Raw genomic sequence first — 16,288 nt, forward strand, 5'->3', positions numbered from 1 at the left:
AACAAAAAGATATTAATCTAAATATTCTATAAGGTAATTATCTTCAGATAGAAGAAGCGACTTAACCCTATTCAGTGGAAGTTATACAATCCCTGGATCGATTTTTAAATATTACGATACAAAGACCTGTCATATAAGCGACAGGCAACTATTGATTTAATTTTCATATCCAATCCTAGCCCTAAATAGAGGGAATCAAATACAAACGAACAAACTGCAAGCCGCACACACACAACAACTCAAGTATTCTGATTTACTCCTATAGTAATATAGAAAGAGATATTGATGATCCCATCATCATATCTTACAACTTCTATATCACACAGGCTATACAAACAAGCTACTATCCTCAGTCTTTCTACTGAGATTGCTCGAAATTCATTCAAAGTTCATTCGAAGATCATTCATCGATTTTTCATTTTGGGTGAGGGATCTTCGCATGAACTTTAAATGATACCCCAAAGAAGGCAGAGGATAGTAGCATGTTATTCAGGGAAAGGTTACTTTAAAGGGCTCAACTCTTTGATATATTGCTATTTTAAATTCAAACTCGTTATAGACAAAATAAAAATCCCCAATAATATTATGTGAATATTATTGGGGAATGAATAACACCTATACTGAAAACTATCTCATATAGAGAAATGAGTATTACCTCATATTTGGTTTGATATATGCTATTATCTTATAATCACCTGCTTCATTTCATTGTTTGCATTATAACCGGGAAAATAGATCATCTCAATCTTTGCGGGATTCATCGTAAAGGTACCAGCATAGCGTGGTAATAGTTCTATTTCAAACTCATACGTTCCAGCTTTCAACTGAGAACAGAATATGGTCACTTCATTCTTATGGAATTCGCGATGGGTTTCCCCTTTATAGAATGGCTTTTTACTCACATAGCTACATCCCGCAGGTATTGGAACATGGATGGCTACATAGTCGGCATTTTTAGGGGCTTCCACCTGTGCTATTAATTTCACCGCCTCTCCTACTTTCAATGCATTCCCTACCTTATCTTTGAAATAAGTCTTTATAGCACAATCACTATTCTTTAACGTAGTATTTTCTATCCAATGCTTTTGTGAAGCCATAATATTTACTACGCCTCCAACGTTTTGAACGGTCATCTCTTTTGTAGGATCTAATTCCAACTCTACAGGAAATGCAGTAATGGTTTTATTTAATCCTCCTGAAAGGATCAATTTCGGCACCTTGGTATTTGTTTTACTTTGAATTAAGTCTGGCAAGATAGTTTGTATTACCAATGAAGACAAATAGGTATTACACCACAGATCACTGTTACATAAAAAGAATCGTTGCAATGATCCCACCTCTTCCGAAGGGCTTTGAGGATCGTTCTTCAGGATTCGATAAGCGATTAATGTATTTACAACTCGTCCTCGATTCACAGTATATTCTTTACTATCGCTTGAGAACGATAGCAGTCCAAATGAATCGACTTCCTTATATGTGTCAATCTCTTTTATATCATAATCTAAACCACACAGTTGCTTTAGCTCTATCAAGGATAATTTAGTGTGTATAGAACTATTTTTGCGGTCATCGAACTTTTTAATGTACTGTTCGTAGTCAACAGGTGCATTTATTCGTTTTAAAATCTTCAAAGCGTTTATTTGCTTATCCACATACACAAAATCAAACAGATATTCTTGTAAACGAGTTGTCAACATTTTTTTTGACACATGAATAGTATACCCCATCTGTTCTGCTTGAAATAGAGCATCAACCGCATGTAAAGAGATCCACAATCTAGGTTGGTCACCAATCCACCAACCCCATAAGTTTTCACATCTTTGTCGCTCCTCAATAAGGCGAATTAAACGTTTAACTTTTGCATTGTTAAGAAATCTATCTCCTTTAGATTCGACAATTTGCTTTTTGGCCAATAAGGCAATCAATTTAGATGAAAGTTGTTCGGTACAGTCATATTTGTAAACTCTAACATCTTTTATTTTCTCCTCCCATAGATCATACGAACTCGATTGAACCGTAAACTTCACGGGCCCTTTGCTGGCATCAAAAGATAGCGAAATAGTCGTATCTCGATCGAAATAATAGTTTCGATAACGATAGGTTTCCATTCCTTTGGCAAAAACTGGGATATCTCGTTTTTCGCCATCCACATATCCATTCTTTTCTTGAAGAAGATAAGTCATAGATAAAGTATCGGCATCAGCACAGATGGTTATTGTATCTACCATTTTAGAGACACCATCATGATAGCGCGAGTATATCTTTTTCCCATTTACTTCAAGATGAGTTTCTACAGACACATCATCCTCACTGTAGTTAAGCGTCTTTCCAATAGCCTTTACCGTATCCCCTAGGATCAGATAACGTGGTGTAGCAAGTTGTGCTGTCAATGGTTTATAGGATTTTATCTCACTACTAATAAAACCTGATTGACGATGACCATTCATCGCAATGAAGTTAGTCTTCCAATTGGTTACATCATCAGGAAATGTTACGTCAAAAGTAGCTCGCCCCTCTTTATCAGTTCTCAACCTAGGCTGCCAAAAAGCATAATCAGAGAAATTTGTTCGGATCGATTGTTCTGGGATTGATTCCCCCACCGCTTCATCGTATGCCACAGAAACAAGCTTTTGATAAATTGAATGATCTATTTGCAACTCAATGACACCATTTTTTGCACTTCTACCATACAACAGGAATGCATCATCACCATTGACGACCTTAACACTTTGAGCTTCGATATTATTTAAAGAGATCGGATCTCCCATAAATACATTACCATTTAGTAAAACCAATGGCTTATGGACAAAAGAATAAGATTCTTCGCCTTTATAAAAGATCAAAGCATTATCCTTTTGTGTAACCTTCACTGCAATATGCTCACGTTGACCTTTTAATGTATTCAGTTGGTCGGCAAACATTGCTTCATCCGCCACAAAAGACTTCATTGGATCATCAGACTGGGCTTTGCTACTATAACCCGTAAGCACTCCTTTTATTTCAAAATCTCCTTCTTTTAAGGTAAATACCTCTTCGGTTTTCTCAGGGTATGGTGACTTAACAGCTATTTTCACACGCTCAAATCCAGGATATGAGTAAGTCAAATTACCATAAGAAAGTGGTAATCTATAAAATCCATTATCATCGGATTTTGTAGTAATAGCTTTATCCTCCGACATAATCGTGACACCAGAAAGAGGCTCTTTTGACTTCTTATCATAAACGTATCCTGAAATACAATAATAAGAGTTCGGAACATGCGACTTGGTATGATATTTTTGTATAGGAAGATACAAACTCGCTGTATTATTTGGCAGAATTCGTTCTATCACTTTACTATTTTCAACACCAAGATCTACCAAGCTTTGTATATAAGAGCTATAAGCATCTTCTTTATAAAGTATTGGGAGGTCATATTTCCTGTAACTCAAGCCAAGCGAAGTTACTTTTATTGGTGTAACGATATGATACTTCTGATCTTTATAAAAAAGAACGACACGATAATTCCCTTCCTTAAGACGATCTATGGTTAAATGATCATGATACTCAAACACACGATGATACGTGCTATCCTCCTCATTAAGTAGTACTAATTTGTCAGGCCTTTCGGGATTAAATTTTTCATTCCTTGACGCGATTAACACTAGACGAGCTGCTCCATTTCTTTTTATCAGTGATAGGAATTCAACAGGTGAATTTCGAACAGATATTTGGTGTGATTTGTATAACAAATCTATTTTACGTTGTGTTAGAACTTCATCAAAGAGATCATTAGCCTGATAAGAGTCTAACTTATCATAGCATACGTTACTATAAAGTTCATACTTTAACATTCTGTTTTTAAGAAAACCATACCGAATATGTGGATCAAAAGTAAAGGATTGTGGCTTATTTCCTTCAATATATAATTGAAGGTCTACATTATGGATTGGGCCAACATATTTTGGCCAAGCACCCTTTTTTATCTTGTTGTCTAACATTAAGATATCACTTCCACTTTGAATATAAGACAGACGATCCGCTACAACATGATGATAACTCTGAATATACTTTGAGAACAATGTGATCTCTTCTGGTGTAAAATATTTTTTTGTTTTGGTTCTAGTTACATTTTTAGCACTCCCCATCATGTCCATGGAAAATATCAATTTTTTACCTTGATTAAAAAGAACACTATCCACTTCGATTTCATAGCGGTCCAGTCTCATCTTTATTTGATGATACCCTGGGTCAATTCTAAAAGAATATGGATTACTCCCTGACATCCAATTAAAATATACAGGTACCCCATCGACATACACAACCCTAACATCCTGTCTTTTACCATTATGCATCACATAGGGTGCAAACTGCGTTATAGTGTCTAATGGGGTATATTCATAACTAAAGACATCATTCCCAGGATAATAAACTTGATAATACAATAACGTATCTAGTCCCGCTTTCTTTTGCCAAAAAGGATAGTCTAAATATGATGTATGGGATTCATATTTTTTATGCATCTCATGACTCTTACTTTTTAGCTTCGTTTTTTTAGATTTACCTAGAAGTGGGACTTGAGGAGCTGGAGCATTGAATTTTTTAGTCACTCCATATGCCGTCAGATCCACATTCTCTACAGGCAAGCCTTTTGGGTCTTTTACCACCACTTCTATTTTTGACTTTTGACCAGGGTATACCAAACGAGGTTGTTTGACCAAAAGATTCAATTGGTCTGCATTGTATCGAATATCTAGATTCTTTTTCAATACTTTTCCCGCCCATAAGTATTGTAACGAAACACTATAATTTTCTTTACGTGGATTAAGTTCCTTAAAATGTAGCGTTTTACCATACCCTTCTTGCACTATTTTATCTTTGGCTAAGATCGTGTACCTGAAAGGGATCTTATAAGGATTATAGACTTTCACCATCAGCGAATCCATATCTCTATAGGTAAAACAATCTACTCTAGAAGATAACCTACTCATATTTATCCTCTTAGATATAGAATCCGAAGAAATCTTATACGATCTATGAATTGTTTGAAGAGGAAAACAGAAAGGTGTGTTGTTGGATGCGATCTGTTGGTCGTTATTAAACTGATCAAGTACTGTCACTGTGACATTTTTCTCCACCGGTTTCCCATTAACTAAATATTCTACCAAGATAGAATCATTCTTAAAACGATAAGATAACTCCGACATCTCGTGGTAATAATCAAAACGGGCAAGCTTTACCATTGTTTCGCCATCAGAGGTTACCATTTTCACCGTCACATCACATGAAATATTCGCTTTTGGTAACGCCGTATAAGGAATCGAAATTCTTGTTTTTCCTCGGGTCATCAGCTCTGTCGTAGTGGTAAACAAAGTATCACCTATTACTCCCTGCTTATCGAATAGTCGAGAAACACGCTTTGGAGTTACTACAATCTCCACAGTGGCATCCATGAGATTTAAATTATTCTCATCTTGTGCTAATAGATCTAACAGTACATCTTCGCAATAGTACTTAGTTCTAGGTAAAGAGACTTCAAAATGAGACTTATTCAACTGATAGTCTTCATATTTAAATGTGTTGCGAATATAGGATTGATCCTTATCTCTTAATTCTAAAGAATAGTCTGCGTCTAGCTTAAGTTTTAACGAATCATTCAATACAAACTCACCTTCATAAGCGCCATCTTCATAGGGAGACAATGTCGATATCATCTTACGATCAGGATAGTTTCGAAGCAGGACATTCAAATCTTTTTTTACTGGAATCCCCTTTTTATCTACAATAAAAGCTTTGTATTTTACCGTATCCTTAGGTCGGTAAATAGGTTTATTGAACACCAAATATCCGTTATAAGAGATATATTTCTTACGAAACAAGTTCGTCATGCAATAATAATTTCGTCTTAAGTTGAAGGGCCTGTAGTAGCTTGAATATCTTAATTGTCCATACGATAAGCTATAGAAAGAAGTAAACCCATCATATTCGATCGAAACAAGTCCTTTCTTGGTTGATTTATAATCGACAAAAGACTTGGTGTCTTGGTTATAATTTATTTTCCTATTACCGACCTTTACCAAGGCATTATCAATGAGTTTACCATCCAACGAATATATTTGTAATATTAGATCTCGATCATTATCCAGTACCTTCGCGAATATATTTGACTGAGAAAATACTGATGTTTCCAAACCATTAAGATTAGGGCAAGACATAATATAATGACCTTCTGGTAAACAGTTTAGGTAGCCCCCATCCGTTAGGAATGAATCGACCAAAGTGTGATACATCTCATTTTTAGGAGGATGAGACCTGAGATAAAGCGCTTTGGCTTCCTTTTCATTTATCTTAAACAGATAAGTATATACACTTTGGTTTGGCACTTCTTTTGGTTGCTGGGCAAATACAATAGCATTTGACAGAAAACTTATTAGAAACAATGTATACTTTAATACACTCCTAATTAAGGCTTTGAAGTCTCTCATCCACAATTTGTTTTAATGTTCAATATAGAATAACCATAAAATTAACCATTTTAACATTACGAAACAATATTACACAAAAGACAAAAGAGGCAATAGCCCCTTCTGCTTGTTATATTATGCTTATATTTTGAAGTAATCACTTCAGATAATTGTACACTTTTAGATTTCTCACACTTCCGTTGAAACCCATTTGCCTATCAGATCCTAGCATATGGATCGGACAAACCGTTTGGATTGGATAGCTCCCTATCTCTTTCCCATTTACAAACAATGTGGTCTTATTCTTCTCACCTATGAGCTTAATCGTTTGCCACTCTTCAGGCTTTAATTGATAGTCATAGACAAGTATATCAGGGCGATGGGAATCTAACGGATGATGAAAATAGTTTTGGTTTGCACGAACCAATGTCACTCCTTCTTTCATTTCACTCGTCTTTTTCTTTTTATAAAGATGTTTTACACTTGAATATAAAGCAGCATTACGAGAAGAGATAATTGCCACTTCATCCTTTATGGTATCTTTTGGGAAAATTTCCAACTCTAGTGTCCATGGATAAGTTATCTCCTTTTTTTCTTTACTAAGAATTAAGGCCTTGGATGGATCCAAATTGGCATGGTTACGCTTTATAATTGTTCTGTCTTTCTCTTTTTCACGATCTAACAGATGACTTAAGGGAACATCCATTACAGAAGATCTTTGGGTTTGGAAATCTTCATATGAACCACTTACAGGGCTACCCCAAAGCTTTTGTGAGAATATGGCCAAAGAGGGTAACGATAATCGAGCAATTTCACTTGTTGTATAACCCGTGGGACCGAAATCATTCCACACATGTAATGCACCACCTAAAAGCTGTTCACTATTTTGTTTAAGGTTACTTTCCTTTTTAGGACCAAACATAAGAGGAGTCCACTTTTCGAATACGAATTTATCATCCACACCATAATAAGGTGCACCTGGAACAATATATGTGTAATAGTGAGATGAATTAATAAATCGATACCCTTGATCTAATTTATTTTGTGCATCACTAGTTTCCCACATATCAATAATGGTATTCTTATTGACAAGGGTCCTGCCTGGCATGTGTTCGTATCCTGACCAAATACGACAGGACTTCCCTTTTGTCTCAACATATCTCGACATCTGATTTATATAGTCACGAAATGCCTCGCCAATCTTAAGTTTCATTTCAGGATCTTTGATGCGATGAATTCTATACTCATCTGTTCCTATATGAAAATCAGGAGCATCAAAATGTGGAATGACCTCTTCCAATATAGACTGAACAAAAGGAATCGTCTTCGAATTTAAAATATCTAAATAATTCTCACTGATCAATTTACTTTTTAAATCTGGACGTACACGAGTAAATGCCAAAGAGTGTCCTGGTGAATCTATTTCAGGAGTTATTACCACCCCGTATATTTTAGCAAAATCTTGCAATCTTCGTATCTCATCCCACGAATAGTGTCCATCTTTCGAAGTTAATTCAGGATATTTCGTACTAGGAAGTCTATACGCAGGATAACCACCCCAAGAGTTATCACTTAAATGAAGATGAAGTTCATTCATCTTAAACCATGCCATCGATCGGATATAATCTTTTAGCTCTTCATAAGGGATAAACTTTCTAGCCACATCTAGCATCAATATTCGATGTTGATAGCTAGGATAATCATTAATCGTTCTAAAAGACAATCTCCCGTCAAATGAAGTAGACCGGATAAGTTGAAACAAGGACCTTGTTCCATATAAGAACCCTCGATAATCATTCGCTTCAATAGTTATATTTTGAGAAATAGTTAATCGATAAGAACCAGAAGTTGATTGAACATGCTCATTTCTCTTAAATATTATCGGCACTCCATTTGATCTATATTTTATCTTTCTCTCCGACTTCATCTCTTTTAGAAAGATATTCAATAAAGGATTAATCATCTCTCCAACGTCATTTACTATATAGTAATGTTTCAAGTCAAGAACTTTGGTCCCACCATCCCATATAGTGACTTGTGGCTTAGGGATAATCGTCTCTTTACTGGCAATCATTTCAACAGATAGCATCATATATAATGCTAGAAGTAGATACTTTTTCATATTCTTAGTTTTATCTTCAGTTATTTCCGTTTAATTTCGGTATTTCAAACGAATAAACAAACATTATGATCCAAAAATAGATACAGGGGATCGTCCAATAATTTAAGTTTCTGATTCAAAAACACAGTTCTCACTATAACAACATATTTTATGGACAATAACCTTAATGAAACATTCCAAATCGAGATACGTCAAATCCATCATACCGACTATCCTCAACTTATCAAAATCTATCGTAGAGCAGAAAACATGAAATATATTCCTGAAACACTACATAGTAAAAGTGATAAAGTGTTAATCGAAAGATGGAAGAAATACCAAGAACACTACGATGATGGATTTGGAATATTCGCCATCGTTCTAAAGGACACACAAGAGGTAATAGGTGAAATTGGTCTATTTATGACACAGACAGAGAAGCATTGTGCCGAATTAGGAATCATTATAGACTATAGCTATTGGAAAAAAGGAGTGGGAAAACATGCATGTGACAAAATTTTCCATAAAGCGTACCTAGAATACGGTATACAAGTGATCATCGCACAGATGTTTGAACAAAATAGAGGTAGTATTGCATTAGTAGAGAAATTAGGATTTAAAAAAGAGTCATTTCAAAACCATACAGACGGCACAACATCATTTTGCTACAAGCGTAAACTATCATTATATGGAATCACAAAATAGACTATCATTAAGTAGATCTCATTGCGTATTTTTATCACATAAAGCATGAGAAACATCATAATATCATTTTCTGCATCCAAAACCCGTCTTTGTCATTCTAAAAGTCGAACAGAATAACATTTTTTGAAAGATCGAACATTCGTTCTAAATATTTGAATCGTAGGACTACAGGGAGGTATCAGTGTTACTCTTTCGTTAATTCAGAGAAAAAAATCCTTATTTAGAAGAAATTATTTATTCAAATTAAGTATAAATAAATAGATTTGCAATCGATTTTAAAAACTACATATATTTCAACTATATACTACTTAATATGTCTAATAGAGGATTTAAAAATGGAAATTGGAATGAGTCCATTGATGTTAGAAACTTTGTCGTTCAAAACATCACCCCATATGAAGGGGATGACTCTTTTCTACTAGGACCTACTGACCGTACAGAACGTTTATGGGATGTATGTCGTGTTGCGCTAAAAGAAGAGCGTCAAAACAATGGTGTTAGAGCTATTGACACTCAGATCGTTTCAACGATTAACTCTTTTGAAGCCGGTTATATCCAAAAAGAGGATGAGGTAATCGTAGGGCTTCAAACAGATATGCTTCTGAAAAGAGCCATGAAACCATACGGTGGTTACAATGTTGTAGAAAAGGCCGTTACGGAACATGGTCTGACTGTAGATCCTAAAGTTACAGAAACATTTACTAAGTATGCTAAAACACACAATGATGGTGTTTTTGATGTATATACAAAAGAGATTCGCAAATTTAGATCATTAGGATTCCTTACTGGTCTTCCTGACAATTACGCACGTGGTCGTGTTATTGGAGACTACAGACGTTTGGCTCTTTATGGTATTGATACATTGATCCAAGCGAAACAACAAGATATGGATGGCTTGGTTGGACCAATGGACGATGCTCGTATTCGTGTTCGTGAAGAGGTGGCTGAGCAGATCAAAGCACTTCGCGAGATGATTGAGATGGGTAACCGTTACGGTCTAGAACTTAACAGACCTGCGAATAATGCAAAAGAAGCTGTTCAATGGACATACATGGCATATCTTGCAGCAGTAAAAGAGCAAGATGGAGCAGCGATGTCTCTTGGAAATGTATCCTCTTTCCTTGATATCTTTATTCAAAAAGATCTTGTAGCTGGAACCATTACAGAAGCAGATGCACAGGAGTACATTGACCAATTTGTAATGAAGCTTCGTATGGTTCGCCATCTAAGAATGGATGCTTATGAACAAATCTTTGCAGGCGACCCAACTTGGGTAACAGAGTCTATTGGAGGTATGCTTGCTGACGGAAGAACAAAAGTAACAAAAACGTCTTTCCGCTTCCTTCAAACACTATATAACCTAGGGCCATCACCGGAACCAAATATTACAATTCTTTGGTCACAAAGCCTTCCTGAAGGATTCAAAAGATTCTGTTCTAAAGTATCAATCGACACTTCATCTATTCAATATGAAAATGATGATCTAATGCGTGAGAATCGTTGTTCTGATGATTATGGTATCGCATGTTGTGTCTCTTTCCAAGAGATTGGAAAACAGATTCAATTCTTTGGAGCACGTACCAACCTAGCTAAGACATTACTTCTTGCTATTAATGGTGGTCGTTGTGAGAATACAAACACAATGATGGTACCAGGAATCAAAGAACTCGACGGAGAATATCTTGATTACGACCAAGTAGTAGAAAACTTTAAGATTGCCATGCACTCAGTTGCTCGTGTATATAATGAGTCGATGAACATCATCCACTACATGCACGATAAATACTACTATGAAAAAGGACAAATGTCACTAGTGGACACCAATCCTAAGATCAATATCGCTTATGGTATTGCTGGATTATCTATTGTTGCCGATTCTCTTTCTGCAATTAAGCATACAAAAGTTAAACCTATCCGTAACGATGATGGTCTTACTGTAGATTTCTCGATCGAAGGTGAGTTCCCTAAATACGGTAACGATGATGATCGTGTTGACGATATCGCAAGAAAAGTGGTTAATCACTTCAACAACGAATTGAAAGCACTTAAAGTATATAAAGATGCAGACCCTACATTATCCGTATTAACTATCACATCAAACGTAGTTTACGGTAAAAAAACAGGAGCAACTCCTGATGGACGTGGTGCTGGTGTACCTTTTGCTCCAGGAGCAAATCCAATGCACGGTAGAGATACACACGGTGCAATTGCATCTCTTAACTCTGTAGCAAAAATTGACTATAAAGATTCTCAAGATGGTATCTCAAATACATTTAGTATTGTTCCTAAATCTCTTGGAGCAGAAAGAGAAGATCGTGTTATCAATCTTGTAGCAACTCTTGACGGTTACTTTGGTCGTAAGGCACACCACCTTAATGTCAATGTTCTTAATAGAGAAACACTTCTTGATGCGATGGAGAATCCAGAAGAGTATCCACAACTTACTATCCGAGTTTCTGGTTATGCAGTTAACTTTACACGCTTATCAAGAGAGCAGCAACAAGAGGTTATCTCTCGTTCGTTCCACGATAAAATGTAAAATACTATAAGATATTCTTAAGTAGACAAATATCATGAAGAGAGCCAACCTTAAATAGCTTTAAGGATATGGCTCTCTTTACTAATTTTGGACCTATCTTTGTAAAAAATACAATTAAATATATGGAGTCTTTATCGGTACATTCAATAGAAAGTTTCGGAACACATGATGGACCAGGTGTACGCATGATTATTTTCACCCAGGGGTGTAAGTTTAAATGTCTATACTGCCATAATCCAGACACCATACCCATGGATAAAGGGACTAAATATGATCTAGAAGATTTAGTTCGTCGTGCTGTAAATATGAAAGGTTATTTTGGCAAACTCGGAGGAGTCACGATTTCTGGAGGAGAGCCTCTTATCCACAGCAAAGATCTTATCCCTCTATTTAAAAGATTTAAAGAGGAAGGGATAAACACCAATATTGATACAAACGGAAGAGTACTCAATGCTCACACCAAAGAACTTATTGACAAATATGCAGATCTTGTAATGCTTGATATTAAACATATCAATAACGAATGGCATAAAAAGATTACAGGAGGCCATGAAGTAACATATCCACTTAGATTTGCAGCACATCGAGAGTCCTCTGGAAAGCCGATGTGGATTCGTTATGTTTTAGTTCCAGGTTGGACCGATCAACCGGAATACTTGCACCAATTAGGAGAGCATTTCAAAGACTATAAAACTATTGAGAAAATCGAGATTCAACCCTATCATCAACTAGGAGTTCATAAATGGGAATCCTTAGGATGGGAATATGAATTGAAGGATGTCCAAGAAAATAGTGATGAACAACTGCAAAAAGCAAAAGAAATATTATCTCAATATTTTAAAGAAGTAAAAGTCAATTGATTTTCACTAGATGTTTGATAGAAAATAAACAAAATTGCTTGAAGCACTGTTAATCTATCAAACATCTATATATAATGAAAAAGCTTTCTACCCTTTTATCGATCTTCCTAATTTGTACTTCCACATACTCTGTTGTGGCTAGTGATACTGTTCTTGATCAGGAAGTTGTTGTTTCTTCGAAACAAATGAAGATCTATGGATCATTAATGACACCCAAAGAACAAACGAAGATTGCGGCTTTGATCATTGCTGGATCTGGACCAACAGACCGAAATGGCAACTCTAAATTCACACAAACCAATTGTCTACTCCAGCTTGCACAATCTCTAGCAGATCATAATATTGCATCACTTCGTTATGACAAAAGAGGAATTGGGAGAAGTACTTTTAACCTAGTTGATGAGAACCTTTTAAGATTCGACCAATTTGTTGATGACGCCGTAGCTTGCATACAATATCTAAAGAAAAAGAAATTCACACACATTATTGTCATTGGTCATAGCCAAGGAGCTCTGATAGGAACGCTTGCAATTCAAAAAGAAGAAGCCTCATCATTAATCTCATTATGTGGTCCAGGCAAACCCGGGGATAAAATTATTGAAGAACAGCTTCGATCAATGCCACAACAAGATCTAACCAATCAAGCAATTCCAATTCTTAACCTATTACAATCAGGTCAAAAAGCTTCAAATATCCCAATACCACTAAGAGCTATCTTTAGACCCTCAGTACAACCATTCTTAATATCATGGTTTCAATATGACCCTTGTGAAGAGATCAAAAAAGTTTCCATCCCTATTCTGATTATTGCAGGAAAACAAGACCTGCAAATTCCATTATATGATGCAAAGTTACTTCATAAAGCAAATAAAACATCAAAACTTGTGATTATCAACAAGATGAACCATGTATTAAAAGAGGTAGGAAATGATATTAAAGAAAATAGAGCATCGTATAGTGACCCACTACTTCCTATTTCAAAAGAGTTAATCGAAAAGATAGATCAATTTGTTAATCACAATCCATAATCGTTCATTGATACTCACACAATAAATTAATGGATAATTTTCTCCATGAAGTACTTGGTGACAAATATGGACCCATATATTTTAACTTAAGAAAGATGCACTTTTTTGAGTTAAATATCTATTGAATTAAGTAATACAGAGATGACACTCACCCAATAATCTAGGAGAATAGATTTATGAATGGATATTCATACATAAGTTGACAGTAGAATAAAAATTAGTCTTAAGATATTATCAACATAGAATATTCATCTATTTAACATTTTTGATGAATCAAGTATCAACGAAGTATCCTTGAAGTATCAACAAACTACGGAGGAATCCTATGGTAAACCACTGGCTTTTGTACATTTTGCCCTCAAGAACCATTATATAAAAGGAGGGAGTGTAAATTAAACTCTGTCTGAGTTATTTTTCATACTGTTTTTAAATCCCAGTAATTGCATATTTGAAACTTTCATTCAATTAAACAGGGACAATGAGTTTAAAAGCTATTTTAACATCTTCTTTTGAACATGTACTATACGAATTAGCTCCTACTACTGTTTACAATGATGTGTACAGCAATAGGAGCTTAACTTTAAGTCATAAAATGTCTTTATGAACTATATTCCTCGATGAAAGCATCAATTTTTTTGTGATAGGACTCTCTCACCTTTTCTGTTATAAATGATGCATCAAAACTATTTCTCGCAAGCTGTATGATTTGCTCTTTAGTGAGATTTAAAGCATTACTAAGCTGCATGTAGTTTTCAGAAAGGTAACCACCAAAATAGGCAGGATCATCAGAATTGATAGTTACACGTATTCCTCGTTCCATAAGCTCTAGCAAAGGATGCTCTGAAAGATCAGAGACGACCTTTAAACTTAAATTAGATAAAGGACACATTGTAAGGGCTAAGTCAGAACGATGGATCTCAGCCATCAATTCAACATCTTCTACACATCTATTCCCATGGTCAATACGATCGACTTTCAACAACTCAATTGCTTCCCAAACATAAGCAGAAGGGCCTTCCTCTCCTGCATGTGCTACAACTTTAAGGCCTGATTCTCTAACCTTAGAAAAGACATGATCAAATTTTGTCGGAGGATTTCCTTTTTCTGAACTATCTAAACCTATTGCTCCAAATAATGGGATAAACTCTTGAAGCTGTTCCCAAGTAACTAAAGCTTCCGCTTCACTTAGATGTCGTAAAAAACTCGGAATTAGAACATAGCTAATATCTAACCACTTCTGACCATCTTCTAACGCGTGATGTATTCCTTTTACGACAGCCTCCATCTTAACTCCTCTTTCCGTATGGGTTTGCGGATCAAAGAATAGTTCTACATGTACGACCCCATCTTGATGTACTCTTTTAAGATAGGCCATCGTTAAATCATAAAAATCTCTCTCATGCAATAGTACAGCAGCACCGGCATAATACAAATCTAAAAAGTCTTGAAGGTTGTTAAAATTATATGCAGATCGCAATGCTTCAACATTATCATACTTTAGATTGACCCCATTCCTTTGGGCTAGAGCAAACATAAGCTCTGGTTCAAGGGTCCCTTCGATATGCAGATGTAATTCCGCTTTGGGTAATTTTTGAATAAAGTAATTCATCTGTCGTTTTTAGATTAAAAAAAATATTGGATAGGACAGCAAAAATGCACTTTTATCTCATTATAACCATAAAAACTATATATGAAAAATGTCATCTTACAATTTGTTTACATAGGAAGCTAATGTTGGGTAGAGATATACAAATCCAGTGTTCTCCCACTTGGACACATCCATATATGCTAGATCTGTTATAATAGAGACACCTTCCCCCATAGCCAAAGTCAATGGAAGTTTTGGAGCAGTAATTCTCAATCGCTGACCATATCTCTCTTTTAATTGATCTAACACATCCTCTTGTGAAATATATTCAGGCAAAGCTATATTATAAACACCTCTTATTGTTTCATGACTCAAAGCCCATTGATAGGAACGAATCAAATCTTCTAACGGAATCATTGGGTATGGTAACGATGGGTCAATCGAAGCCATAAGAATTCCGCGTTGACCTAACCTAGCCATCATTGAAAAAGCACCATAACTCGGATCAGCAACCATAGATAATCGGAATATAACGGTTCGTATAGATGGATCAGCAGGATACATCGCTTCGTGCTCCCAAGCCCTTCCTAATTTCTGAAGAAACCGATCCCCTTCAATTCCTTCATCCTCTTTAAATGGACCTCCAGGTGAATAAATTCCAACTGCAGACGTAGATATAAATACTCTATTTTTTTCATCTTGCAAAGCAATTCTATTTAAAGAAGCTCTTATATTCCGTGTTGTTTCAATACGGCTACTCCATAACGTTTGTTTATACTGACTACTCCATCTTTTTGCGACAGAGGCTCCGCTGAGATGAATCACAGCATCACACTCACGGAGTGTTTGATCTAAGTTTTTGGGATTATACAATATATCTTCTCTTTTTAATCGAATAATTTGATAATCTGACTTCAGCTCTTTACATAAATGTTTTCCCACAAATCCAGATGCACCCGAAATTCCAATAGTTTTTTGTTTCATCATCCTATTTTTTCTTTATTTTATTAGATTAAAACAATCG

Annotated in this window: 8 protein-coding genes; 4 read left to right on the forward strand and 4 right to left on the reverse strand. The window is 35.6% G+C overall.

The annotated features are described in order from the left end of the window. Positions 1-680 precede the first annotated feature (680 nt). Both K5X82_03740 and K5X82_03745 read right to left on the reverse strand, forming a co-directional pair. Positions 681-6,464, reverse strand: a complete 5,784-nt coding sequence (locus tag K5X82_03740) for a carboxypeptidase-like regulatory domain-containing protein (GenBank protein QZT38018.1) — start codon at positions 6,462-6,464, stop codon at positions 681-683. A 136-nt stretch (positions 6,465-6,600) separates the two neighbouring features. Continuing rightward, positions 6,601-8,565 (reverse strand): family 20 glycosylhydrolase, encoded by a 1,965-nt coding sequence (locus K5X82_03745; GenBank protein ID QZT38019.1) that lies wholly within the window; start codon positions 8,563-8,565, stop codon positions 6,601-6,603. 150 nt (positions 8,566-8,715) lie between these two features. On the opposite strand from K5X82_03745, the gene K5X82_03750 reads away from it, so the two are divergent. From K5X82_03750 to K5X82_03765, 4 genes are all read left to right on the forward strand, one after another. After that, positions 8,716-9,249: a GNAT family N-acetyltransferase gene (locus K5X82_03750; protein QZT38020.1), complete on the forward strand. Its 534-nt coding sequence runs from the start codon at positions 8,716-8,718 to the stop codon at positions 9,247-9,249. 313 nt (positions 9,250-9,562) lie between these two features. After that, positions 9,563-11,788, forward strand: coding sequence for a formate C-acetyltransferase (gene pflB, locus K5X82_03755; GenBank protein QZT38021.1), 2,226 nt, complete (start codon positions 9,563-9,565; stop codon positions 11,786-11,788). Positions 11,789-11,910: 122 nt separating this feature from the next. Further along, entirely contained in the window at positions 11,911-12,648 is a 738-nt protein-coding gene (gene pflA / locus K5X82_03760; protein QZT38022.1) for a pyruvate formate lyase-activating protein, read from the forward strand. 74 nt (positions 12,649-12,722) lie between these two features. After that, a complete protein-coding gene (locus K5X82_03765) occupies positions 12,723-13,676 on the forward strand; it encodes an alpha/beta fold hydrolase (GenBank protein ID QZT38023.1) in 954 nt (317 codons plus the stop codon). A 598-nt stretch (positions 13,677-14,274) separates the two neighbouring features. Here K5X82_03765 and K5X82_03770 read toward each other — a convergent pair. Then, positions 14,275-15,285 carry an adenosine deaminase gene (locus K5X82_03770; GenBank protein QZT38024.1) on the reverse strand — a complete coding sequence of 337 codons (1,011 nt, stop codon included), beginning with the start codon at positions 15,283-15,285 and terminating at the stop codon, positions 14,275-14,277. 96 nt (positions 15,286-15,381) lie between these two features. Next, on the reverse strand, positions 15,382-16,251 hold the full coding sequence (locus tag K5X82_03775) for an NAD-dependent epimerase/dehydratase family protein (protein ID QZT38025.1): 870 nt from the start codon (positions 16,249-16,251) through the stop codon (positions 15,382-15,384). Positions 16,252-16,288 lie beyond the last annotated feature (37 nt).

The sequence above is a fragment of the Prolixibacteraceae bacterium genome (assembly GCA_019856515.1).
GTDB lineage: Bacteria > Bacteroidota > Bacteroidia > Bacteroidales > Prolixibacteraceae > Halosquirtibacter > Halosquirtibacter xylanolyticus.